The sequence below is a fragment of the Bacillus sp. SH7-1 genome, assembly GCF_008042405.1.
Classification (GTDB): Bacteria; Bacillota; Bacilli; order Bacillales; family Bacillaceae_G; genus Bacillus_A; species Bacillus_A thuringiensis_N.
On sequence record NZ_QNUD01000003.1, the window covers coordinates 126,579 to 151,919 of the forward strand.

Sequence of the window (25,341 nt, forward strand, 5' to 3'; positions counted from 1 at the left end):
GAAGGATTGCAATGTCTAGTAAAGATAAAAACTTAACCCCTGTGCAACAGGAGTATAAAAAATTCGAGCAAGAACGAGAACCGAAGCGCCCTGTTTTAAAAAATTGTATAAAAGCCTTTTTCGTCGGTGGTTTTATTTGCTTCATCGGACAACTCATTTCTACGTTTTATATCACATATTTCGATTTCACCGAGCGTTCAGCAGGAAATCCAACAGTCGCAACTCTTATTTTCATCTCCATGTTACTAACTGGATTTGGTATATACGATCGTTTTGGACAGTTTGCTGGAGCAGGCACTGCTGTACCTGTCACTGGATTTGGCAACTCTGTTATTGCCGCATGTATCGAACACCGAACGGAAGGTTTTGTCCTTGGTGTTGGCGGTAATATGTTTAAATTAGCCGGCTCCGTTATTTTGTTTGGTGTATTTTCCGCTTTCGTCATCGCACTTATTAAAACGATTCTTGTTCAATGGGGAGGGCTATAAATGTTACAAGGTCACCGGACTTGGGTATTTGAAAACAAACCAGTTATTATTTCGACAGGAGTCGTTGGCGGGCCGTTTGAAGCAAAGGGGAACATCCCAGAAGACTTTGATATCCTTCATGAAGATTTATGGCTCGGACAAGATTCCTATGAAAAAGCACATAAAATTTTATTCGAAGAAGCTTGTAGCCGCGCTACTGAAAAGGCAGAACTTCGTAAAGACGATATTCAATTCGTACTCGCAGGAGATTTAATTAATCAAATTACTCCTACAAGCTTCGCTTGCCGCACACTTGGCACTCCTTATCTCGGATTATTCGGCGCTTGTTCTACTTCTATGGAAGGTTTAGCACTTGGAGCAAGTATCGTAAATGCAAAAGGCGCCAAATATTTATTAACAGGTGCATCAAGCCATAATACAGCTGTAGAAAAACAATTCCGCTATCCTACCGAATATGGCGGACAAAAGCCACCTACTGCACAGTGGACAGTAACCGGTGCTGGCGCGGCTATTTTAAGCGATACTGGACATGGTCCTAAGGTAACATCTGCCACAATTGGACGAGTGATTGATATGGGGTTAACAGATCCTTTTAATATGGGAGGCGCAATGGCTCCAGCTGCTGTCGATACAATTGAGGCCCATTTGCGCGAACGCCAAATTGATGCCTCTTACTACGATTTAATCGTAACAGGCGACCTCGGACATGTCGGCCGTGAAATTGCTTATGATTTATTACATAAACATGGAACGAAAGTAACGAACGAACAATTCCAAGATTGCGGAACCATCATTTATAGAGAAGGACAGCCTGTCATAGCTGGCGCAAGTGGACCTGGTTGTTCTGCAACTGTCGTATACGGTCACTTATTAAATCGAATGAAAAGAGGAGAATTCAAAAAAATACTTGTCGTTGCGACAGGCGCTTTACTATCTCCACTTACATTCCAACAAGAAGAAACGATTCCGTGTATCGCCCACGCCGTTTCGATTGAATTTGGAGGTGCAACGCAATGATTTTTTTCTGGGCTTTCGTCATTGGCGGACTTATATGTGTAATCGGCCAACTTATGTTTGATGTCGGCAAGCTAACACCAGCTCATACAATGGCAACACTCGTTGTTGCTGGAGCTATATTAGATGGATTCAATTTATATGAACCATTAATTGACTTCGCTGGAGCTGGGGCAACCGTACCTATTACAAGCTTCGGTAACGCCCTCGTTCATGGTGCAATGGAAGAAGCTGCAAAACATGGCATCGTTGGTGTTATTACGGGAATGTTTAAAGTAACAAGCGCTGGTGTATCAGCAGCTATTATTTTCGGCTTCATTGGAGCATTGCTATTCAAACCGAAAGGATAAGGAGTGTTTGTATGACCGTTATCGCTAGCGTAAAAACTTGCCTTGCTAGTGTCAGGGGTGCTCAAGCAAGTTTAAGCTCCCTTTCATTAAATTCACAAGATGAAGAATCAAAATGCGTATTTCATGAATGTATGTTAGAAATGGACAGCGTCATCGCTGATTTAAAGGATAGAATTTCAGTATTAGAACGTGAAGAACCTCAATATAAAGGGTTTTAAGTAGACTGGAGGAAACGACTATGTCTCACCTGCCGGAATGGACACTTGTCATTCTTCGCTCTGTATTCATATTAATTATTTTATTCGCTATTACGAAATGGTTAGGGAAAAGACAAATCTCTCAGCTGTCCTTTTTTGAATACATAGCCGGAATGACAATTGGTGACATCGCTGCCCAAGTATCTACAGGGCTCGATTCAAAATTTTTTCACGGCGTCTTTGCGATACTCATTTTCGCTGTGGTACCTTTTTTAACAGGAATCCTCTCTTTAAAGAACAAAACAGCTCGGGACTTCTTTGAAGGGAAATCTACCGTATTAATAAAAGACGGAAAGATACTCGAAGATAACTTAAAGAAAGAAAAATATACGAGTGACGAATTACTGGAACTTCTCCGTGGAAAAAGTGCGTTCAGCGTAGCTGAAGTCGAATTTGCTGTCTTAGAACCGAGCGGAGAATTAAATGTATTATTAAAGAAAGATTCTCAGCCACTTACAGCAAAAGACATCGGTTTAAAAGTACCAAACGAAAAAGAACCGCAAACTGTTATTATGGATGGAAATGTACTAGATGAACCTCTTTCAGCAAGCGGGCATAACCGCGCTTGGTTACATTCCGAACTAGAAAAGCTCGGTGTTGTTATTGAAAATGTCTTTCTCGGTCAAGTTGACTCGTATGGACAACTTACTATCGACATTTACAATGACAAACTCCAAATGCCTTCTCCTCAAAACAAGCCTTTATTATTGGCATCTTTAAAAAAATGTCATGCTGATCTCGAACTATTTTCTTTAGAAACAAAGTCAAAATCAGCAAGCGAAATGTATAGTAAAAACGCGAAACAAATCGAAAAGATTTTAAATAAAGTAACCTATCTTTTAAAAGAATAACTTCCGGAAGAACGCTCCTGTCAAAAGGCGTTCTTTTCTTTTTTCTACAGCTTTCATAACGTTTAAATTTATGTAATTCGGTTATGATGTTGAAGATACATAAGCAGGGAATTTCAAAAACATATCGAATAATTCATGGTACAACTACATATTTTTTTGATTTAAAGTGGTTTCGTTTGACCTTTATTGACCATAATTGTATTATAAGACTAAGAAAGCTTTAGAAGGAGGAAATAACAGATGAATTTAATTCCTACAGTAATTGAACAAACAAATCGTGGAGAACGCGCTTACGATATTTACTCTCGACTATTAAAAGACCGCATCATTATGCTTGGTAGTGCAATTGATGACAACGTAGCTAACTCAATCGTTTCCCAGCTTTTATTCTTGGAATCTCAAGATCCAGAAAAAGATATTCACATCTACATCAACAGCCCTGGTGGTTCTATCACAGCAGGTATGGCAATTTACGATACAATGCAGTTTATTAAACCACAAGTATCAACAATCTGTATCGGTATGGCTGCATCTATGGGTGCATTCTTACTTGCAGCAGGTGAAAAAGGAAAACGTTATGCACTTCCAAATAGTGAAGTAATGATTCACCAACCACTTGGCGGAGCACAAGGTCAAGCGACTGAAATCGAAATCGCAGCTAAACGTATCCTATTCTTACGTGAAAAACTAAACCAAATTCTTGCTGACCGCACAGGTCAACCACTTGAAGTACTACAACGCGACACAGACCGCGACAACTTCATGACAGCAGAAAAAGCTTTAGAATACGGTTTAATCGATAAAATCTTTACAAATCGTTAATACTTAAAAGCGAAAGCGGCTCGTTTAGAATCGCAGGGCGATGGAGCCCCTGATTCCGAGGCGCTTTTTGCCTCGAATGTAAAAGTGAAACAACCGGAGATTCTAGCCGTTGGAGCTGGATATAACTAAAAGCGGAAGCGCCCTATAATAGGGCGCTTTTTTTACGCATCATGCATACCCCACCTAGTATCCACCTAAATATATCAGCGATTTTTCAAATATATCGACGTTTCGACACAACTTATCGACTTACCGACAATTCTCGACAAGCACATAACCTCTACATACCCCTCCCCCACCAATCCGCGCAAATAACAGCAACAAAAAAGCTATCGCATATGTGCGATAGCTTTTTTACTGTACATATGCAGCTAATGCTTCTAAAGCCTCTTCTGCATCTGAACCTTCTGTTGTAATTGTTATCATGCTACCAGTTCCAATTGCTAAGCTCATAATCCCCATTATGCTCTTTGCATTTACTGTCTTTCCATCTTTCTCAATAAAGATATCTGCATGAAAGCGATTTGCCTCTTGTACAAACAACGCAGCCGGACGTGCTTGTAAACCGTTTTTTAATGAAACCTGAACTCTTTTTTGAACCACAGCTCCATTTCCCCTTTAACCTCTTATTTTTTTGCTACCGTTTCTCCCGCGCGTAATTTCTCTGCAATATCATCGATTTTACGCAAACGATGATTAATACCCGATTTACTAATTTTCCCCCCGGATACCATCTCACCTAACTCTTTCAATGTTACATCTTGATAATCTCTTCGTAGTTGCGCAATTTCTCGTAGTTTATCTGGCAATATATCAAGACCAACCGTCTCATCAATATAGCGGATATTTTCAATCTGCCTTAGCGCTGCACCAATTGTTTTATTTAAATTAGCTGTTTCGCAGTTCACTAAACGATTTACAGAATTACGCATATCACGTACAATTCGAATGTCTTCAAATCTTAAAAGTGCATTATGAGCACCTATAATATTTAAAAACTCTGTAATCTTTTCTGCTTCTTTCAAATACGTAATATACCCTTTTCTTCTTTCCAACGTCTTACTATTTAAATCAAATCCGTTCATCAGTTCACATATAGCATCATTATGTTCCTTATATAACGAAAAGATCTCTAAATGATAAGATGATGTTTCTGGGTTATTTACTGAACCACCTGCTAAAAATGCACCGCGTAAATACGATCGTTTACAACATTTCTTCTCAATTAACTCTTGCGATATATTTCGAATAAATGAAAAGTCGTCGCGAACGATATGAAGATCTGCTAATATTTCACGTGATTTCTCAACAAGCCGCACAATATATACATTATTTTTCTTCAATCGCATTTTTTTACGAACAAGTAATTCTACCGTTACGTCATATCCCTTTTTCAAAAGCGTATAAATCCTTCTTGCAATTGCTGCATTTTCCGTTTGAATATCGATAGATAGACGACGGTTTGAAAAAGAAAGTGATCCGTTCATTCGAAGCAACGCTGATAGTTCTGCTTTCTCACAGCATTCCTTCATCTCAAGATTCGTCAACTCTTTCTTTGTTTCTGATGCAAATGACACAGTCAACACCTCCTTATACGATTATTGTGGAACAAAAATCTTGTCCTATATGAAAGGATGAGCGTTACCTCAAACGAGGCAACGCACATCTACAACAGTGAATATAAAATAGAAGCTAACTTTAATGTATCGTGCCTTACAACACGATCATCATACTTCGCTAATTGATCTTGAATGACATCGATATTGTTTTCGATAAAACGCTCTTCATCTACTACAACTGGCGCCGACATTTCTTCCTCATATAACTGACGTAATTCACAAGGAATATCACGGTTATTTACAATTGCAGTATCGATAAATGGTTTACCTAAATGATCATGTAACGCCTGCACATGGTCAAACGCAGTATATCCCATCGTTTCACCAGCTTGCGTCATAACATTACATACATATACCTTCTTCGCTTTTGCAGCAAGAACAGCGTCCCCGATTTTGTTAACAACTAAATTCGGTAATATACTCGTATACAAACTTCCTGGACCGAAAACAAGTAAATCAGCTCGTTTAATCTCAGCCAACGTTTCATGTAACGGCTCTACATCTTCTGGAGTCAAAAAGACGCGGTTAATCTTCTTTCCGAAATAAGGAATTTTCGATTCACCTGTTACAATTTCTCCATCTTCTAGTTCCGCATGCAATACTGCACTTTGGTTCGCTGCCGGTAACACACGTCCTCTGACGTTTAACACTTTACTCGTTTCAGTAATCGCATGGAAGAAATCTCCTGTAATCGAGGTCATACCCGCCAATAATAAATTCCCTAACGCATGACCTTTCAGCCCATCTCCTGTTGTGAAGCGGTGCTGAAATAAAGCTTCCACCAGTGGCTCTACATCTGATAACGCAACAAGTACGTTACGAATATCACCTGGGGGTGGAATTTCTAGCTCATCACGTAATCTACCTGAACTGCCACCATCATCAGCGATTGTAACAACTGCTGTAATATCAACAGGATACTGTTTTAATCCTCGTAACAAAACAGAAAGTCCAGTTCCGCCTCCCATGATAACAATTTTAGGTTTTCTCTCTTTTTTCATCCCTTAATGGCCCTTTCTCTTCTCCACATCACGATGAGATACATGAACGCTATACTCTGGTTTCAAATGTTTCCCAAGGTATTCTGTAAGCGTAACAGAACGGTGCTGTCCACCTGTACATCCAATTGCAATTACAAGTTGACTCTTGCCCTCTCTTTTATAATGAGGCAGCATGAAAGTGATAAGATCAGTCAATTTCTCTAAAAACTTATGCGTCTCATTAAATTTCAGTACATACGATGAAACTTCTTCATCTAGTCCTGTTAATGGCTTCATATGTGGAATGTAATATGGATTTGGTAAAAAACGAACATCAAATACTAAATCTGCATCAATTGGAATACCGTACTTAAATCCAAATGACATAACATTTACACGAAATGCTTGCTCAGTTTTAGTTGAAAACAGATGAACAATTTTTTCACGTAATTCTTTCGGTTTTAAATCCGATGTATCAAGCACAATATTCGCTCGCGCCTTCATATCAGTTAATAAGCTACGCTCCATTTCGATTCCCTTTAACGGCAAACCAGTTGGTGCAAGTGGATGCGAACGTCTCGTTTCTTTATAACGAGTCACAAGTGTGCTATCCTTCGCATCTAAGAATAAAATATGAGGAATAATCCATGTACGTTCTGATAAATCATCAAGCGCTCCCCATAAATGTTCGAAAAACTCTCGGCCACGTAAATCAACGCCAAGTGCTACTTTATTCATTTTCCCTTTTGAATCCGCCATAAGCTCAATAAACTTTGGCAATAACATCGGTGGTAAATTATCTACACAGAAATATCCTAAATCTTCAAAACTTTGTAAAGCTACTGTCTTTCCAGCTCCAGACATTCCTGTAATAATTACCATTTTTATATCATTATTCTCTGTCATCGTATCCTCTCCTTGACGGTTTAACTCGGATCTAATCGATATGAAAGCAACTCAAAATCTGGGGTATATACAAATGTACCGTAGATTATGCCATTTCCTTTAATTAAATAATCAATAATGTGATAATCTCCTGGTGCCATTGCTAAATCATCAATTTTATCAAATGTATGCCAACCGATGATGCCTTCTTCGCTCTCTAGTTTGTTTTCTCCTGCAAAATCTGTCGCTAAAAAGGAGAACATCATCCATTCAGAAACAACTTTATCACCTTCTTGGATGACAAAGGTGAAGACCCCCTTTAACGCTGGGTTCTTTAAATAAATACCTGTTTCTTCACGATACTCGCGAACAACGGAATCTCTTACAGTCTCACCACGCTCCATTTTCCCGCCTGGTGCAACCCACCAATTCCGGCGAGGTTTTTGGAGTAAGAGTACTTCATTATCTCTAATTAACACACAGTTTGTCACTCTTTGCATGTTTCTTCACCTCAGCTACTTGCAGCAAATTTCTCACTGCATACTCATTTCATTATACTATCAAAAACAGTTTGCTACAACGAAGGAGCCAGTCCTCTTTCGCTAAGCACACGATACTCAACAATTTTAAAAAAGCTTTCTATAACAAGCAATGTAAATGCTTAGAATTTCAATGAATAGCATGAAAAATCCCCTTAACGATTTTTATCGCCAAGGGGATTAAAGCCTTTATTTCTTACCGAAATAAGTAACAATCGCAAATCCTAAAATAAAGGTAATAATTGAACTTATAATTGAAAATCCTCCAGTTGGAATACCAGGGAACACAATTACAATCGAGCCGATAACAAGTCCAATAATTGCCGCAAATGTCATACTTTTATAACGATCTAATAAGAAACTAATTCCTTTACTACTTACAACGAACCCTACCATAACACCAGCACCGATAACTGCGATTAAAGGTAAGTTCAGTGTAGTTAAAGCGTTAATTGCCGTCGGATACACACCAATAATTAATAAAATAAATGATCCGCTAATTCCAGGAAGCAACATAGCCATACTAGCCATCCATCCTGCAAAAAATAAACCAATTGCGTTTAAAATTGTTAACGTCGTAATTGGATCTGCTGCCTTATCTGGTTTAAAGAAAGCTGTGATCGCAACAAGAATTGCTGCAACTATTAGTAACACAATGTGTTTACCTTTAAACGAAGACTTCGCATCAGCTTCTCTCATTAACATTGGTAATATACTAATAATTAAACCGAGGAAGAAAAATTGAGTCGGTTCATAATGATTTGCAAGTAAATATTTAATAACGTGACTTAACGTTAAAAACGCTGCTGCCACACCAGCTGCAAGGGGAATTAAAAATCCTAAATGTTTTTTCCATTCGCGACTAAAGAATCCACTAATTGCCGCAAGCAATTGTTCATAAATCCCTAACACAACAGCGATTGTACCGCCGCTCACACCAGGAATTAAATCACTAACGCCCATACAAAATCCACGATATATATTACGCCATTCCATACTGAATAAATTCCTCATTTCTTATAGTGATTTTTTCCGTAAAGTCCAGTATATCAATAAGAAAGCTTATAATCCCAATATTTTTTGACAAAACTTTGACATTTTCACACAAAAAAAAGAAGAAAGCTCTTATATGTAGCTTTCTTCTCAAAAAGTATAGTATCCCTTATTTTTCTGATACAGTTTTTAGTTCTTCTAATAACTCTTCTACGTAATGTTGTGCGCTTTGCGCCGCAATACTACCGTCACCTGTTGCAGTTACAATTTGACGAAGCATTTTTTCGCGAACATCACCAGCTGCGAAAATACCAGGAACTTTCGTTTCCATACGCTCGTTCGTTTCAACGTAACCATTTTCATTTGTAATACCTAACTCAACAAACGGTTTTGATAGTGGTAACATACCGATATATACGAAAACGCCATCAGTTTTGACTTCTTTCTCTTCTCCACTGTTTACGTCTACAAGCGTTACGCTTCCTACCTTACCATTCGCTTCGTTAATTTCTTTAATAGTGTGATTCCAAATGAAATCTACTTTCTCGTTTTGGAAAGCACGATCTTGTAAAATTTTCTGTGCACGAAGAGTATCACGACGGTGAACGATTGTTACTTTTGATGCGAAGCGTGTTAAGAACACACCCTCTTCAACAGCAGAGTCTCCGCCCCCAATAACAACAAGTTCTTTCTCTTTAAAGAATGCGCCATCACATACCGCACAGTATGATACACCGCGGCCGCCAAGTTCTGTTTCACCTGGTACACCGATTTTTTTATACTCTGCACCACTTGCAACGATAATTGCACGTGTTTTATATTCTTTTTTACCAGCAATAATTGTTTTGTACTCTTTACCATCGATGACTGCTTTCACATCACCATATGCATATTCAGCACCAAATTTCTTCGCATGCTCGAACATTTTATTTGATAAGTCTGGTCCTAAAATCGACTCATAACCTGGGTAGTTTTCTACATCTTCTGTGTTCGCCATTTGTCCGCCTGGAATACCACGCTCAAGCATTAATGTGCTTAAATTCGCACGAGATGTATATACTGCAGCTGTCATACCAGCTGGTCCTGCACCAATAATAATGACATCATAAATTTTTTCTTCTGACACACTATTCACTCCTATCCATTCCTACACAATTAAGTTACCCTCATTATACTGTTAGCATCATTTTTTTCCCAATGATTTGCTTACTTATGTGTGCGTACGTTTCACAGCTTGCACATACTTTCGAACAGTCGCTACAGATACATTATATACATCCCCGAGCTCCGACTGTGTCATCTTATTTCCTTGTTCGCTGCGTACAATATATTCAACCGCAGCTGACCAACCGTATACATTTGTAAAAACTGCTCCAGATGTATATAAACGTATGAACGTACAAAACCAAAATTGTAAACACTCTTCGATTAATTCATCATCTTTTTTCGTATAATTGTATAACGCATCCGCGATTCGCGCGCACTGTTCAAATTGCTGTAAATCAGCTGGAATGCTCTTATGGCTATTAAGTAAAAAGAAATACTTTGCAAGTTGCGATACGATTGGAACACCGTTCTTCGCCTGCGTTACATCAAAGAAGAATCCTACCTTCTCTGGTGTTGACAATTCATTCATTAAATATAAAGCTAGCATTTGTTCCTCTAGCGTCGCACTTTGCTGAAATGATTTTCGTAATTCTTCAAATAACACGTTTTGTCCTTCATCCGCTAAATTCAATGCATTCCACGGTTCTTTTCCCTTTTTATCAGGGTGCAATTCTACAACATGTTGCCACATTTTTTCAGCTACTTGCTGATCTTTCACCATATACGCAGAATATGCAAACCAATAATAAAAACTAACGTCTCCCTCGTATCCTTGACGCTTTAATAATTTGAACCATTTATATGCAGGCTCGAAATGACCAATTGTTGCAAGTGTCGTTCCAAGTTTCAAACGATGTTCAAACGAAATCGGATATACCGAAACTAACTGCGCAGCTAACGCCTCTACTTGTTTATGCTCTCCAATTGAATATAGAAAAATAAGCGTATTACAAAGCGCATGTATATTACCTGGATTTTTCTCTAAAATCATTTCCGTTAACTTCAATGCCTTATCTACATTACCAGATTGAAAATGCGCAATGGCTAAATTATTATGCCCCGACCAAAATTCCGGATAATCTTTCGTAACAATTTCTAATGTAGCAATTGCTTCTTCCAATTGTCCGTTGCGAATATAACGATTCGCTTCTTCCTGCATAACAATTAAATCATCTTCATCCTCAATCTCTTCCGCACCCATCGCTTCTTCTTCCATGATTTCAAGTAATTCTAATGTATCTTCTACGAATTCCTTCTCTTCTGCAACTTCTAAATAGCGATCCGCATACTTCTTCGCCTGCTGAAATAGCCCCATATATGCATAATTATTTGCAATAAAATAATAACACTGTTCAAGTTCTGGATTAGATCTAACAAGCTTAAAGAAGATTTGATTTGACTCTTGATACTCACCAGCCTCAGATAATACTGTTGCTAATTGGCATAAAATAAACGGCTCCTTCTCACTTTGTGCCGCTCTTCGAAAATATTTAATTGCATCTTGCAATTTCTGCCCTTTGTAAGCCCTCATCCCTTTTTTATAAAAGAAGTCCGCTAATTGATTAAAAGAGATAACTTGTCCGTTCTCCTTATATATTCTTTGATTTTTCCCCATATATCCTCCAGTTTTTTGTTTTCTTCGTTCACACATTCTTCTATCTATAAGTATAAACGATTCCGTAAAAAACAAAACAGTATATTATACTCAATTATTTCCTTTTTATTCATTAAAAAAGAAGAGAAATGTTACATTTTTAGTATCAACCTTCTCTAGCATCCATTTCTTCTTTTGTATAAATAACACGCATTGGATTTCCACCTACGAAAGCACCACTTGGTACATCCCTATGAACCAGTGTGCCAGCTGAAACAATCGCGCCATCCCCAATTTTCACACCTGGTAATATAGTCGTATTTGCTCCAATCATCACTTCATTTCCTATGACGATCTCTCCAAGGCGATATTCACGAATTAAATATTCATGTGCTAAAAGCGTTGTATTATAGCCGATAATCGAATTTTCTCCCACAGTTATCTTTTCCGGGAACATAATATCTGGCATTACCATAAGCGCAAATGATGTTTTCTTTCCTACTTTCATACGTAAAAACGTACGATACAGCCAATTCTTCACAGATAAAAATGGTGTATAGCGTGCAATTTGGATAATAATAAAGTTTTTCATTACCTTCCAAAAAGACACTGTTTTATACACATTCCATAATGAATTTTCTCCTGAAACAGGGTAGCGCGTTGTCCGTCGCACTGAACTCTCTCCTCTACTTATACAAAGTAAAACTTTATGAGCGATTCATATCAGACAAAATCGTTAGTAAATCACTCATTTTATCTAACATAAAGTCCGGTTTATAAGCTTCTAAATACGCTCTACCTTTCAATGTCCATGAAACCGCAGCTGTTTTCGTACCCGCATTTTGTCCACCAACAATATCATGATGATTATCCCCAACCATCAATGCTTCTTCTGGTTTTGCATCTAATAACTCAAGCGCTTTTTGAAGTGGCTCTGGATGTGGTTTCACATGCTCTACATCATCAATCGTCACGACAACATCGAAGAACTCATCAAGCTTTGATAACTTTAATCCCATCTCAACGGTTTGTCGTGCTTTCGTTGTAACAATACCAACTTTATAACCTTGTTTCTTCAATTCTTGAACTGTTTCATACACAGTTTCATATTCTTCTACTAATTCATCATGATGATCATGGTTAAATTGACGATAGCTTGTAATCAACTCTTCCACCTTACTTTCATCAACCTTGCTGAAAGTATCATGCAAAGATGGACCGATAAACGGCAATACATCTTCACGCTTATATTGATCTGGATAATATGTATTTAAAGTATGTAAAAAAGAAGAAATAATAAGTTCGTTCGTATTAATTAACGTTCCATCTAAATCAAATAACACTGTATTTATTTTCATTGCCCTAGTCCTTTCTCTTTCCTGAATATGAAAGAAGCAGCATCTTATAATAAGATGCTACTTTTCTCTAATTTTCCGAATATCTTTTATCAGCTTGCCCCATTTTTCGTCTCACAATAATGAAAATAATAGAAATAACAACAAGTCCAATTGACATTACTTGTGCAATACGAAGTGGTCCTAGCATTAAACTATCTGTACGTAACCCTTCTACGAAGAAGCGTCCTACTGAATACCAAATTAAATATGTGAAGAATAGTTCCCCGCGGCGTAAATTCACTTTTCGTAATGCAAGTAATAGAATTACTCCCGCGAAATTCCATAATGATTCATATAAAAATGTCGGGTGATAGTACACACCATCAATATACATTTGATTAATAATGAAATCTGGTAAATGAAGACCTTCTAAAAACTGTCTCGTTACTTCATCACCATGCGCCTCTTGGTTCATAAAGTTTCCCCATCGGCCAATTGCTTGTCCTAGTAAAATACTTGGCGCAGCAATATCAGCCAACTTCCAGAATGAAACCCCGCGGCGTTTCGCAAAAAGAATTCCTGTAATAACAGCCCCGATTAAACCACCATGAATCGCCAAGCCACCTTGACGAATATTAATAATTTGACTCGGGTTTTGCGCGTAATATTCCCATTCAAAAATAACATAGTACATTCTCGCAAATAGAATAGCGATCGGTACTGCAATTAATACAAGGTCAACAAATGTATCTTTTGGAATACCTAGCCTTTCTCCCTCGCGAGTTGCTAGCCAAAGACCTAATAGCACACCTGTACCGATAATAATCCCGTACCAATAAACAGGAAACGGCCCAAGTTGGACAGCTACGCGGTCAAGCTGCGGTACAGAACCTAACAGCATATGTATGACCTCCCTCTCCAAAGTTTACTCCTGATTTCCTAACTCAATCGCACTCATTAATCGTTCTGAGAACTGCTGTGCTGCATTGACTCCCATACGTTTTAAGCGGAAGTTCATCGCTGCTACTTCAATAATAACAGCCAAGTTTCGACCAGGACGAACTGGAAGTGTAATCTTCGTTAGTTCTGTATCAATAATCTTCATCTTCTCTTCATCAAGACCTAATCGATCATAATTTTTCTTTTGATCCCAAATTTCAAGATTAATAACAAGTGTAATACGCTTATAATTTCGCACTGCCCCTGCACCGAATAACGTCATAACGTTAATAATACCTAAGCCACGAATTTCTAATAAATGCTCAATTAAATCTGGAGAGCTTCCTACTAATGTGTCTTCATCTTCTTGGCGAATTTCTACACTATCATCCGCAACAAGGCGGTGGCCACGCTTCACAAGTTCAAGAGCTGTCTCACTTTTACCGACACCACTTTGACCTGTAATTAAAACACCAACACCGTAAATATCTACTAATACACCATGAACAGCAGTTGTTGGCGCTAACTTACCTTCTAAATAGTTTGTTAAACGACTTGATAATCTTGTTGTCGTTTGAGAAGAACGTAATAAAGGCATGCCGGATTCACGTGATGCTTGTAATAACTCATCTGGTACATCTTGATTACGAGTTATAATAATACATGGCGTCTCCTCGGTACAAAGCGCTTTCATTCTCTCTTGTTTTTGCTCTGATGTTAACGTGTCAAAGAACGTAAGCTCCGTCTTTCCAAGAAGCTGTACGCGATCAGCTGGATAGTATGTGAAAAATCCTGCCATTTCAATTCCAGGTCTTGATAAATCACTCGTATCAATCGGACGATGAATTCCATCTTCACCACTTATTAACTCCAATTGAAATTGTTCAATTAAATCTTTTGTCCTTACTTTCGGCATATGTATAAACCTCCACTCCGCTGCGGGTTCAGTCTCGTTTGATGTAAAATTCCATTCTACCGGATATTGTACCATTTTTTTCTGGAAACAAGAAATACGGTTTCTAATAAATAGAAAAAAACATTTCATACACATCATGAAATGTTTTTCTTTTTGTCATTTTCTCTTTTTTTCATATAAAGGTTCCACAATTGCCTTTTCAATAATCATATTAAAAATTGAAATACAAATTGCAGCAACAATCGCTACACCAAATCCTGATATATTAAATGCATCGCCTAATAATGAATCTGCTATTTTTAATGTAATCGCATTAATAACAATTAAGAAGAACCCAAAAGTTACAACCGTAATTGGTAGCGTAATTAAAATTAAAAACGGTTTTACAAACACATTTAAAACGGCCAAGATAATACTCGCAATAATTGCAGTTTGTATATTTGCTACGTAAAACGCGTCTGGTGCAATCCCTTTTAAAAGTCCCGATACAGCGATTAACACAACGCTATTTACAAGAAGTGATACAATCCATCTCATTTCGTTACACATCCTTTAAACATATATATTTCATCATACGCTAATAGATAATAAACGCAAGTATCATGCAAACACTTATACCAACTTATTCTACTCTTCACGCTTGTATACCTACTAACACTTCCTTGCGAAATAAGGGCCATACCATCCATGTTCATGCGTTTTCACAAAGGTCCAAGTGAAATCTTTATCTACAATATAGATATCACCTTTATATGCCGTAGCTATCTCACGCAATATATCATCCATATGTAATAAACTCGCATCCTTTATTAACAATACCTCATCACAGTGTTGATAGAAAATGTAGCATTCCTTTTTCACTTCATTATGAAACGCGTTCTCCGCTTCTTTACCCTCTAAACACTTCTTTTTCTCATAACTAAACATGTGCCAAAGATACCCACATGCATACTTATCTCCGTAAAAAAAATGTCTTCTTTTTCCTCATCACTTACATGATTTGCAAAGTTATCCTCCCAACGCTTGCGAAAATATACACCCCAATTTTGAAACTCTCTTACCTTCATATTTTTCTTTCTTAAGACATCTATAAACTCCATTTTCTCCCCCTATGAATTAAAAACCGAGTGTCATTTCCACTCGGTTTTTAGTCATACACTTATTGTGATAGCTCTACTTCTTTTATCTTCTCTTTCATTCTTGCTTTATCACGATTTAAAATCTCTTTTAAATACTTACCTGTATATGAACGCTCTTCTTTCACTACTTGCTCCGGCGTTCCGGACGCAACGATTTGTCCACCTTTATCTCCGCCTTCTGGTCCAAGGTCAACGATATAATCAGCTGTTTTTATCACATCTAAATTATGTTCAATTACAAGTACCGTCTCACCGCTCTCAACAAGACGTTGCAACACTTCTAGAAGACGCGCGATATCATGCGCGTGTAAACCAGTCGTTGGCTCGTCTAAAATGTATAGTGTACGTCCTGTAGAACGACGGTGTAATTCAGAAGCTAATTTCACACGCTGCGCTTCACCACCAGATAACGTCGTAGCTGGTTGCCCTAATTTCATATAACCAAGCCCAACGTCTACAAGCGTTTGAAGTTTACGCTTAATTTTTGGGATATTAGCGAAGAACTCTACTCCATCTTCAATTGTCATCCCTAACACTTCAGAAATGTTTTTATCTTTATATTTCACTTCTAACGTTTCACGATTATAACGTTTACCATGACAAACTTCACACGGAACGTATACGTCTGGTAAGAAGTGCATTTCGATTTTAATAATTCCATCACCACGGCACGCTTCACAACGTCCACCTTTTACGTTAAAGCTGAAACGTCCTTTTTGATATCCACGCACTTTCGCTTCATTCGTTTGTGCAAACACATCACGAATATCGTCGAATACACCTGTATACGTCGCTGGATTAGAACGTGGTGTACGACCAATTGGCGATTGATCAATATCGATTACTTTATCTAAATGTTCAAGACCTTTAATCTCTTTATGAGTACCTGGCTTCGCTTTCGCTTTATACAACTTTTGAGCTAACGATTTATATAATACTTCATTAATCATCGTACTTTTCCCAGAACCAGATACCCCCGTTACCGCTACAAATGTACCAAGCGGGAATGACATTTTCGCGTTCTTTAAGTTATTCTCTTTTGCGCCGACAATCTCCACTTTACGCCCGTCGCCTTTACGTCTCTCAAGTGGAACTGGAATAAACTCTTTACCGCTTAAATACTTTCCTGTTAATGAATTCTCATCTTGCATTACTTCAGCTGGTGTCCCCGCTGATACGACTTGCCCACCGTGAATACCTGCACCTGGTCCAATATCCAGTAAATAATCAGCAGCCATCATCGTATCTTCATCATGCTCAACAACAATTAATGTATTGCCTAAATCACGCATTTCTTGCAATGTACGAATAAGGCGATCGTTATCACGCTGGTGTAAACCGATAGAAGGCTCATCAAGAATGTAAAGTACGCCAGTAAGACGAGAACCAATTTGCGTTGCTAAACGAATACGTTGCGCCTCACCACCTGATAAAGTTCCTGCGGCACGACTTAACGTTAAATAATCTAAACCAACGTTCACTAAGAACCCAACGCGCTCCTGAATTTCTCTTAAAATTAAATGAGCAATTTTTTGTTGTTTCTCCGTTAGCTCTACATTCGAGAAGAATTCTTGTACTTCTTGAACTGAATACTTCGTTACGTCAGCAATCGTTTTATCACCAACGAAAACAGCTAAACTCTCCGGCTTTAAGCGTCCGCCTTTACACTTCGGACAAGCTTGTTCTGCCATATACTTCTCCATTTGCTCACGAACATAATCAGAACTCGTCTCACGATAACGACGCTCTATATTCGGGATAACACCTTCAAATAAAATCTCATTTTCCTTTACTTGACCAAATTCATTTACATAGCGGAAGTAAACCTTCTCTTCACCGCTTCCATACAACACTTTATCAAATAAATCCTTCGGTATATCTTTCACAGGCATATCCATATCAACGCCGTAATGATTACATACAGATTGTAAAAGCTGTGGGTAATATTGTGAACTTGTCGGTTCCCAAGGAGCAATCGCATGCTCATTTAACGATAAATCCCAGTTCGGAATAACAAGCTCTAAATCCACCTCTAGCTTTGAACCAAGTCCATCACAAGAAGGACATGCCCCGAATGGACTGTTGAATGAGAACATACGCGGCTCTAATTCTCCGATTGAAAAACCACAATGCGGGCAAGCGTGATGTTCACTAAATAGCAGTTCCTCTTCTCCCATAACATCGATTAACACTCGGCCCCCGCCAAGCTTTAATGCACTTTCAAGTGAATCAGCAAGACGGCTTGCGATCCCTTCTTTCACAACAATACGGTCAATCACGACTTCAATGGAATGCTTCTTATTTTTATCTAACGTAATCTCATCAGACACATCAAGCATTTCACCATCAACACGTACACGAACATAACCTTGCTTCTTAATATCTTCCAGCACTTTCACGTGCGCGCCTTTACGCCCTGAAACGATAGGAGCTAAAACTTGTAATTTCGTACGTTCAGGATATTCAAGTACACGGTCTACCATCTGCTCTACTGTTTGTGATGTAATTTCAATGCCATGATTCGGACAAATTGGCGTACCAATTCGTGCAAATAATAAACGTAAATAATCATAAATCTCCGTTACCGTTCCAACAGTTGAACGCGGATTACGACTCGTCGTTTTTTGATCAATCGAAATCGCTGGTGATAATCCTTCAATTGTATCTACATCCGGTTTATCCATTTGTCCTAAAAACTGACGCGCATACGCAGATAACGACTCTACGTATCTGCGCTGCCCTTCTGCATAAATCGTATCAAACGCTAACGATGATTTTCCCGAACCAGACAATCCCGTTACAACGACAAGCTGATTTCTCGGAATGGTTACATCAATATTTTTTAAGTTATGTGCTCTAGCACCTTTTACAACAATACAATCCTTGCTCTTACTCACTCTGTTCACCCTTCCGCTTTTAATTCTAATAGTAAATCTCTTAATTCAGCTGCACGCTCGAAGTCTAACGCTTTTGCTGCTTCTTTCATTTCTGCTTCCATCTTCGCAATTGTCTTTTCACGCTCTTTTTTCGTCATCTTCTTAGCTGGCGTTGCTTCATATGTTTCCGGCTCTTCAGCAGCTGTCGTTGCACGGATTACATCACGCACGCCTTTTTGAATCGTTTTCGGCGTAATACCATGCTCTTCATTGTAAGCTTCTTGTATAGTACGACGACGTTGCGTTTCTTCAATCGCAATTCCCATCGATCTTGTTATACGATCTGCGTACATAATAACGCGGCCGTTTTCATTACGCGCGGCACGACCAATTGTTTGAATTAGTGAACGCTCTGAACGCAAGAACCCTTCCTTATCAGCATCTAAAATAGCTACAAGTGATACTTCTGGAATATCTAATCCTTCCCGTAATAAGTTAATACCGACAAGTACATCAAACTTACCAAGGCGAAGGTCACGGATAATTTCAATACGTTCTAATGTTTTAATTTCAGAGTGAAGATAGTTCACTTTAATTCCTACATCTTTTAAGTAATCCGTTAAATCCTCTGACATTTTTTTCGTTAAAGTCGTAATCAATACACGTTCATTTTTTGCAATGCGATCTTGAATCTCTCCTAATAAATCGTCAATTTGCCCTTCAATTGGTCGTATATCGATTGGTGGATCTAAAAGCCCTGTTGGACGAATAATTTGTTCTATTACTTCTGGCGACTGCTCTAACTCATACGGTCCTGGCGTTGCTGAAACGTAAATAACTTGATTTGTTTTCTCTTCAAACTCATCAAATGTGAGCGGTCTATTATCTAAAGCTGATGGCAGACGGAATCCATGATCCACAAGCACTTGTTTACGTGCTTGGTCACCGTTATACATCGCTCTTACTTGTGGTACTGATACGTGCGACTCATCCATAACGATTAAGAAATCTTTCGGGAAATAGTCTAATAACGTATACGGCGTTGCACCTGCTGGACGAAGTGTTAAATGACGGGAATAGTTTTCAATCCCTGAACAAAAGCCCATCTCGCGCATCATTTCTAAATCATAACGTGTACGTTGCTCTATACGCTGCGCTTCTAATAACTTACCGTTATCATTTAACTCCTTTAAACGTTCTTCTAATTCTTTTTCGATATTTTCAATAGCGACCTTCATTTTCTCTTCACGTGTAACGAAGTGAGATGCTGGGAAGATTGCTACATGATCACGTTCTGCTAATACTTCACCTGTTAACGCATTTACTTCACGAATACGATCGATTTCATCACCGAAGAATTCAATTCGAATACAATGCTCGTCAAGTGATGCCGGGAAGATTTCAACTACATCTCCGCGCACACGGAATGTACCACGCTTGAAATCAATATCATTACGTCCATACTGTACATCAACAAGTTCACGAAGCAATTGATTGCGGTCCTTCTCCATACCAACTCGAAGTGAAACAACTAACTCACGGTATTCTTCCGGAGAACCTAAACCATATATACACGAAACACTCGCAACGATAATTACATCATCCCGTTCAAATAATGCAGACGTTGCCGAGTGACGCAATTTATCAATTTCATCATTAATCTGTGCATCCTTTTCAATAAACGTATCTGTTTGTGGTACATACGCTTCTGGCTGATAATAATCGTAATAACTAACAAAATATTCAACTGCATTATTCGGGAAAAAGTCTTTCAACTCACTATATAACTGCCCTGCTAACGTTTTATTATGAGCCATAACAAGTGTTGGCTTTTGCACTTCTTTAATGACATTTGAAATCGTAAATGTCTTACCCGTTCCTGTCGCTCCAAGCAACACTTGCTTTTTCTTTCCACTATTAATTCCCTCTACAAGCTTCTCTATAGCTACCGGCTGATCACCTTGCGGGGAATACGCTGAGACAATTTCAAATTGATGTTCCAAGGAAAATCCGACCTCCTCATAAAAATCTGTATTATTATTTTACCACGAATGCCCATAAAAAACCTAAAAAAACGAACAGATATTCGGTAAAGTTTTCGACAATATATACATAGAAAAAGGAAGGAGTAAATACTTCCTTCCTCTATTAATTCTATTTTTTAGGTACATATACTAAGTCATATCCATTGCGCCCAGCTTCATTCATACAATCTATTAACCGATAAGTACTTTCTGATTCGCGGTGCTCTTTAACAATACTTTTACAACTATCTTTATGTAACCCTTTATCCTTCCCAGCAAATTTGTCTTTTCTATTATCTGACACATAAAATATATCGTTCCCACTATACTCTAACGTTTGAAAAATCGGGTCCCCTTCAAGGGTATACTGTACAATTCTTATTTTATCAACTTCCCTTTGCTCGACATTCAAAACGAACTTTTCAAATTTATCTAGATTGAGAATTCCTGCTCCCTTTACAATGACATCATTCTTCTTATCAATTGTAGTGTTAGATGGTGAGCATGCCACTAAACTAAAGAGAAATATCCATATAAAACTGGTTCTTTTTCCTACTGTCATCCTCTCCTATACAAACTATTGGTATACTAAAAAAGCTACTTTCCCCTACGAAAGTAGCTTCTTGTTCCCTTTCTCCTTCTTCGGAAAAAGAACATATGAAAATGAAATCGCTGTATCAACTAAAAATATAATCGCCCACACTTGGCTCACGCGACTTGCAGCTTTATTTAAAACGATTCCCGACTCTAACCAATTGCCCCATTGTTCAAATGGAATAAATCCATACGCGAAGAAAAAGAATATGTGCACACCGACGAATAAAACAAGATGCAATAACCAATTTTTCATTTCCTGCTTCGCATAAGCCATACCTGTTAATTCTACCTGTTCTTCTATAATAGGCGCCGGCTCATTCCGCCATTTCGCAACTAATTTTTGCGCAAATATATCAAGCTTCTTCAAATCCTTTTTCCCGTAGAAAACTGCATACAATAAAATAATTACAGTAATGATTTGAAAGTTAGAGAACTTTCCTGTTTGATAGTAATCCACTACTCCTAAAGTTAAAATAAACACTTCATTTACGAGTAGCACAATCCCCATAATAAAACTCGCTTTTTTCAAACGAAATCCGTAACGGAGTAAAAAGAAACCGATAGCCGATAACCAAAATACAATCTCTGCCCCAATTAAAAAATACCAACGATATTCTGCGAGCATACTCATTTATCCCTCTCCTTTTCATCATAAATACGAAACGCTTCATCCATATATAGTAAAAGTTCTTCTTCAATCGGATACAGGCTCATTTTCTGTGAATCTTCCTTCGATTTTCTAACTTCCCATAACTTATCTAAAAACGCTTCATCACCATTAGCCATTTCTAAACATTTCTGCATTAATTTCTTCGTTGCCCCTTGTACCTCATCACTAGCTACTTCTTTACCGTCTTTCATAAAAGTACGGAATTGCTTTAATAAATCTACCCATTCTAAAACATTCGGGTCTTCCTTACTCATGTTTGGTAAATTATGAAGTAATTTTTGTTCTTCCTTTGAAAACACTTCATTTTGAAATATTTCACGTATACGGGAAGACTGCTTCGAAAGCTGAATCAGTTCAAACATAACTTTCCAATCGATTTCTCCTTCCACATCTACCGAATAAACAACTGCTTGTAAAACACTCTCCATTCGATTAAATTTCTTTTGTTCTTCCTGTACAAACCGAAGTTGTTTTTCAAGCGAATTTTTTAAATCGAGCTCACCTTTTACTAACATATTCGCAGTTTCTTTTAATGAAAATCCCATTTCTTTTAAAAATAAAATTTGTTGCAAACGAATAACGTCAGCTTCACTATATAACCGATGTCCACCCTCTGTTTTACCACTCGGCTTCAATAAATCTATTTGATCATAATAACGTAATGTACGTACCGTAACCCCTGTTTCTCTCGTCAATTGTTGTATTGAAATCACTACCATCACCTCTTCCCCTTCATTATAAAAGATGACGTTACGTAACTTTCAAGTGTTTTGTAAAAAAAATACAAAAAGCTGTTTATACTCTTTGTATAAACAGCTTTTACGGAAATAATCCTTTTTGTACAGCACGCCCACAAAATAAAATAATCGCTCCAACAACAACGCTCGTTGCTGTTTTATGATAATGAGCTAATAGTAATAAATAATACGATAAACCTACAGTACCAATCATAATACAAATGCTTGGCACTGGATTACGAGAAAAATTTTGCATTCCCCAAAGAAGCGCAAATATGACTGTAGCGACACATAATACCGGTAATCCCATCCCAGTTCCCCTTTTTCTATCTATTCCTTGTTGCGAAAATACTCGTCGATGCCATACTTATACACGATCAGCCTCTTTACTATTTCTATATTTCCACTTCGGCCAATAGTTCACAAAGAAATAAACAAACTGCCCTAGTACAAATAAAACAAAAGGCATACCAGCATTTCCGTCAACAATTAAATTATATAAACTCCATATTGCTAAACTAATCGTGAAAAATAACCCTACATATTTAAACGCTTTATCCGACTGAAATCTCTCAAACTCATCTTGCATTTTTCATTCCTCCTATCACTATGCTCGTTTGCCTACCATAACTCCTATGATGAGACTACCCGCAAATAAGGAACTACATATTATAAATATCTCTTGCACTGGTATAACAGCCCTGCCTATTGCTTTACTCGCAACAATAGAAACAATAAGCAACAGAAATGCGAATATAAATGAGACGTTTACATGCTTTTTTATATTTTCATTTACTCGCTCATCTATATCGGGAAGTTCTTCTTTTCTGTACTTACGATTTTTGTAATTTGTATACAACACTAGAAATACAATCGCTAAAATATTACTAACTATGAGCGGTAAAATTGGTATAGCCGGATTCATAATATGAACTATAATGTCTCCCAAAAACAATCCAAAAGTCGCACCGATAAACAACTTTTTAGTATCGTTCATTTTTCCTCCCCTTACTCTAGCGTAAAGATTTCCTCCACCTTCATCCCAAAATATTTGGCGATTTTTAAGGATAGCTCTAGACTCGGGTTATAATGATGGTTTTCAATCGCCACGATTGTCTGCCGTGTCACCTGCATCGCCTTTGCCATTTCAACTTGTGTTATATGATGTTGCTTTCTTAATTCTTTAATTTTATTTTTCACACCCATAGGCTCCACCTTCAAAAGTAAAGATATCTTTACTTAAATTATAAATATTTTCCAGTTACAAGTAAAGATATCCTTACAAATTTCAGAAAAATGTTTCACTGAACATCTACTCTAACAAAGTACAAGAGTAATTCAATTTATATCAGCGATTTTTTAATATATCGACAGCCGTAGCGCTATAATCATAAGAAAAAGCTGTCCCCAGATACCTTTGGGAACAGCTTCTTCGTCCTACTACATAAATCCTAACGCATATACAAGAACGTATCCAAGAACCGATAAGCAAACCGAACCGATCAGCCCCGCCACAAATGCTTTGCTTCCTAACTTACGGAACGTTTTAAACTCTACATTTAAACCAAGTCCTGCCATCGCCATTGCGATAAGCATGTAAGCAAGAACAACAATGTATCCCGCAACAACTTCTGGAATCACGCCAAGCGAATGCACTGCACTCATCGCTAAAAATCCGAAAATGAACCATGGAATTGGAAGGTCGCGCCACGATTTTTTTTCTTCGCTTCCTTCGCTCTTTCCAAACCATAATCCAATTAAAATTGCTACTGGTACGAGCATTGCAACGCGCGTTAGCTTCACGATAACTGCGATGTCTACAGCCGTACTTCCTCCTGGCGCCGCAGCTGCGATAACATGAGCAATTTCATGCAGCGTCGCCCCTGAGAAAACTCCGTATCCGTATGGAGATAGGCCAAGCACTGGATATAATAACGTATAAATAAGCGTAAATATTGTACCTAAAATTGCAATAATTGCGGCACCAACTGCCGTTTCATCATCCTTCGCTTTCACTTGCGGCGCAATTGCCACGACCGCAGCCGCGCCGCAAATTGCCGTCCCACACGCTGTTAAAATTCCAAGTTTTTTCTCTACTTTAAATACTTTCGTTAGTCCATATACAACGAAAATCGTAACTGTAATAACAACCGCAGCGATGACCAATACTTTCGGCCCAGCCTTCGCAATATCAACAAGATTTAACCGCATTCCAAGTAAGATGATCCCAAAGCGAAGCAACTTCTTACTCGCAAAGTTTGTCCCTGCAATTGCATCATGAGGAACTCCAATTGCCGCACGCCAAATCATCCCAATTAGAATAGCAATTACTAATTGTCCCATAATATTTAAAAATGGAAGCTCTGCTAAATATTTTGCAGCGATTGCGATTAATAGTGTAATCCCAATCCCTTGCGAAAATCCAAAGCCCTTCTTCTTTTGTATAACAAGTGTTTGTTCCATTTTGAACCACTCCAATAATCGTATTGGAACATGCATGTTCTTTCTACTTACATTATAAGAGAGTTTCTATAATAAGTTTAATACCAATACCGAATCTCTATCATCAGAAATACTTATGATAAGATGAAAGAAAAACGAAAGGAG

General features: G+C 38.0%; 29 protein-coding genes and 1 pseudogene. 6 read left to right on the forward strand and 24 right to left on the reverse strand.

What is annotated here, in order from left to right:
* The first annotated feature begins 11 nt into the window (after positions 1 to 11).
* The 6 genes from spoVAC to clpP all read left to right on the forward strand — a co-directional run bounded on the left by spoVAC (position 12) and on the right by clpP (position 3,782).
* Positions 12 to 488, forward strand: coding sequence for a stage V sporulation protein AC (gene spoVAC, locus DN390_RS01550; RefSeq protein ID WP_000095399.1), 477 nt, complete (start codon positions 12 to 14; stop codon positions 486 to 488).
* Entirely contained in the window at positions 489 to 1,505 is a 1,017-nt protein-coding gene (gene spoVAD / locus DN390_RS01555) for a stage V sporulation protein AD (RefSeq protein WP_147806438.1), read from the forward strand.
* On the forward strand, positions 1,502 to 1,852 hold the full coding sequence (spoVAE, locus tag DN390_RS01560) for a stage V sporulation protein AE (protein ID WP_000575919.1): 351 nt from the start codon (positions 1,502 to 1,504) through the stop codon (positions 1,850 to 1,852). Before spoVAD ends, spoVAE begins: the two co-directional genes overlap by 4 nt.
* An 11-nt stretch (positions 1,853 to 1,863) precedes the next feature.
* On the forward strand, positions 1,864 to 2,070 hold the full coding sequence (locus tag DN390_RS01565) for a DUF1657 domain-containing protein (RefSeq protein WP_147806439.1): 207 nt from the start codon (positions 1,864 to 1,866) through the stop codon (positions 2,068 to 2,070).
* Between the two features lie 20 nt (positions 2,071 to 2,090).
* Entirely contained in the window at positions 2,091 to 2,960 is an 870-nt protein-coding gene (locus DN390_RS01570; RefSeq protein ID WP_060632849.1) for a DUF421 domain-containing protein, read from the forward strand.
* A gap of 240 nt (positions 2,961 to 3,200) precedes the next feature.
* Positions 3,201 to 3,782, forward strand: a complete 582-nt coding sequence (gene clpP / locus DN390_RS01575; protein WP_001049162.1) for an ATP-dependent Clp endopeptidase proteolytic subunit ClpP — start codon at positions 3,201 to 3,203, stop codon at positions 3,780 to 3,782.
* 354 nt (positions 3,783 to 4,136) lie between these two features.
* Here the strand turns inward: clpP and DN390_RS01580 are convergent, their stop codons facing one another.
* From DN390_RS01580 to DN390_RS01695, 24 genes and pseudogenes are all read right to left on the reverse strand, one after another.
* On the reverse strand, positions 4,137 to 4,385 hold the full coding sequence (locus DN390_RS01580; protein ID WP_000250307.1) for an HPr family phosphocarrier protein: 249 nt from the start codon (positions 4,383 to 4,385) through the stop codon (positions 4,137 to 4,139).
* A 23-nt stretch (positions 4,386 to 4,408) separates the two neighbouring features.
* Complete coding sequence (gene whiA / locus DN390_RS01585) at positions 4,409 to 5,359, reverse strand: DNA-binding protein WhiA (protein ID WP_000006561.1); 951 nt, start codon at positions 5,357 to 5,359, stop codon at positions 4,409 to 4,411.
* 89 nt (positions 5,360 to 5,448) lie between these two features.
* Complete coding sequence (locus tag DN390_RS01590; RefSeq protein WP_060632850.1) at positions 5,449 to 6,402, reverse strand: gluconeogenesis factor YvcK family protein; 954 nt, start codon at positions 6,400 to 6,402, stop codon at positions 5,449 to 5,451.
* A 3-nt stretch (positions 6,403 to 6,405) separates the two neighbouring features.
* Entirely contained in the window at positions 6,406 to 7,287 is an 882-nt protein-coding gene (rapZ, locus tag DN390_RS01595) for an RNase adapter RapZ (RefSeq protein ID WP_147806440.1), read from the reverse strand.
* Positions 7,288 to 7,307: 20 nt separating this feature from the next.
* Positions 7,308 to 7,766, reverse strand: coding sequence for an NUDIX hydrolase (locus tag DN390_RS01600; RefSeq protein WP_001190080.1), 459 nt, complete (start codon positions 7,764 to 7,766; stop codon positions 7,308 to 7,310).
* A 228-nt stretch (positions 7,767 to 7,994) separates the two neighbouring features.
* Positions 7,995 to 8,801 (reverse strand): DUF368 domain-containing protein, encoded by an 807-nt coding sequence (locus DN390_RS01605; RefSeq protein ID WP_029440967.1) that lies wholly within the window; start codon positions 8,799 to 8,801, stop codon positions 7,995 to 7,997.
* Between the two features lie 166 nt (positions 8,802 to 8,967).
* A complete protein-coding gene (gene trxB, locus DN390_RS01610) occupies positions 8,968 to 9,924 on the reverse strand; it encodes a thioredoxin-disulfide reductase (protein WP_063221778.1) in 957 nt (318 codons plus the stop codon).
* Between the two features lie 84 nt (positions 9,925 to 10,008).
* Positions 10,009 to 11,520, reverse strand: a complete 1,512-nt coding sequence (locus tag DN390_RS01615; protein WP_097950785.1) for a tetratricopeptide repeat protein — start codon at positions 11,518 to 11,520, stop codon at positions 10,009 to 10,011.
* Positions 11,521 to 11,665: 145 nt separating this feature from the next.
* Entirely contained in the window at positions 11,666 to 12,172 is a 507-nt protein-coding gene (locus DN390_RS01620) for an acyltransferase (protein WP_098720349.1), read from the reverse strand.
* Positions 12,173 to 12,206: 34 nt separating this feature from the next.
* Positions 12,207 to 12,857, reverse strand: coding sequence for a pyrophosphatase PpaX (gene ppaX / locus DN390_RS01625; RefSeq protein WP_060632854.1), 651 nt, complete (start codon positions 12,855 to 12,857; stop codon positions 12,207 to 12,209).
* Between the two features lie 67 nt (positions 12,858 to 12,924).
* Complete coding sequence (gene lgt, locus DN390_RS01630; protein WP_000924239.1) at positions 12,925 to 13,737, reverse strand: prolipoprotein diacylglyceryl transferase; 813 nt, start codon at positions 13,735 to 13,737, stop codon at positions 12,925 to 12,927.
* Between the two features lie 24 nt (positions 13,738 to 13,761).
* Positions 13,762 to 14,691 (reverse strand): HPr(Ser) kinase/phosphatase, encoded by a 930-nt coding sequence (gene hprK, locus DN390_RS01635; protein ID WP_060632856.1) that lies wholly within the window; start codon positions 14,689 to 14,691, stop codon positions 13,762 to 13,764.
* 156 nt (positions 14,692 to 14,847) lie between these two features.
* On the reverse strand, positions 14,848 to 15,228 hold the full coding sequence (locus DN390_RS01640; protein ID WP_001267308.1) for a phage holin family protein: 381 nt from the start codon (positions 15,226 to 15,228) through the stop codon (positions 14,848 to 14,850).
* Between the two features lie 114 nt (positions 15,229 to 15,342).
* Positions 15,343 to 15,791 (reverse strand): annotated as a pseudogene (locus DN390_RS01645) (DUF4275 family protein).
* A gap of 59 nt (positions 15,792 to 15,850) precedes the next feature.
* Complete coding sequence (uvrA, locus tag DN390_RS01650; RefSeq protein ID WP_147806441.1) at positions 15,851 to 18,727, reverse strand: excinuclease ABC subunit UvrA; 2,877 nt, start codon at positions 18,725 to 18,727, stop codon at positions 15,851 to 15,853.
* 5 nt (positions 18,728 to 18,732) lie between these two features.
* A complete protein-coding gene (gene uvrB, locus DN390_RS01655) occupies positions 18,733 to 20,709 on the reverse strand; it encodes an excinuclease ABC subunit B (protein ID WP_147806442.1) in 1,977 nt (658 codons plus the stop codon).
* A gap of 151 nt (positions 20,710 to 20,860) precedes the next feature.
* Positions 20,861 to 21,292 (reverse strand): DUF4362 domain-containing protein, encoded by a 432-nt coding sequence (locus DN390_RS01660; protein ID WP_147806443.1) that lies wholly within the window; start codon positions 21,290 to 21,292, stop codon positions 20,861 to 20,863.
* Between the two features lie 45 nt (positions 21,293 to 21,337).
* Positions 21,338 to 21,958 (reverse strand): hypothetical protein, encoded by a 621-nt coding sequence (locus DN390_RS01665; RefSeq protein WP_147806444.1) that lies wholly within the window; start codon positions 21,956 to 21,958, stop codon positions 21,338 to 21,340.
* Positions 21,955 to 22,716 (reverse strand): MerR family transcriptional regulator, encoded by a 762-nt coding sequence (locus tag DN390_RS01670; protein ID WP_141529625.1) that lies wholly within the window; start codon positions 22,714 to 22,716, stop codon positions 21,955 to 21,957. Before DN390_RS01670 ends, DN390_RS01665 begins: the two co-directional genes overlap by 4 nt.
* A 100-nt stretch (positions 22,717 to 22,816) precedes the next feature.
* A complete protein-coding gene (locus DN390_RS01675; protein WP_000524143.1) occupies positions 22,817 to 23,044 on the reverse strand; it encodes a hypothetical protein in 228 nt (75 codons plus the stop codon).
* A gap of 57 nt (positions 23,045 to 23,101) precedes the next feature.
* On the reverse strand, positions 23,102 to 23,323 hold the full coding sequence (locus DN390_RS01680) for a hypothetical protein (protein ID WP_060632863.1): 222 nt from the start codon (positions 23,321 to 23,323) through the stop codon (positions 23,102 to 23,104).
* An 18-nt stretch (positions 23,324 to 23,341) separates the two neighbouring features.
* A complete protein-coding gene (locus DN390_RS01685) occupies positions 23,342 to 23,731 on the reverse strand; it encodes a hypothetical protein (RefSeq protein WP_147806445.1) in 390 nt (129 codons plus the stop codon).
* Between the two features lie 11 nt (positions 23,732 to 23,742).
* Positions 23,743 to 23,940, reverse strand: a complete 198-nt coding sequence (locus DN390_RS01690; RefSeq protein ID WP_000538358.1) for a helix-turn-helix transcriptional regulator — start codon at positions 23,938 to 23,940, stop codon at positions 23,743 to 23,745.
* Between the two features lie 234 nt (positions 23,941 to 24,174).
* Positions 24,175 to 25,197, reverse strand: a complete 1,023-nt coding sequence (locus DN390_RS01695; protein WP_147806446.1) for a YeiH family protein — start codon at positions 25,195 to 25,197, stop codon at positions 24,175 to 24,177.
* Positions 25,198 to 25,341: the final 144 nt, after the last annotated feature.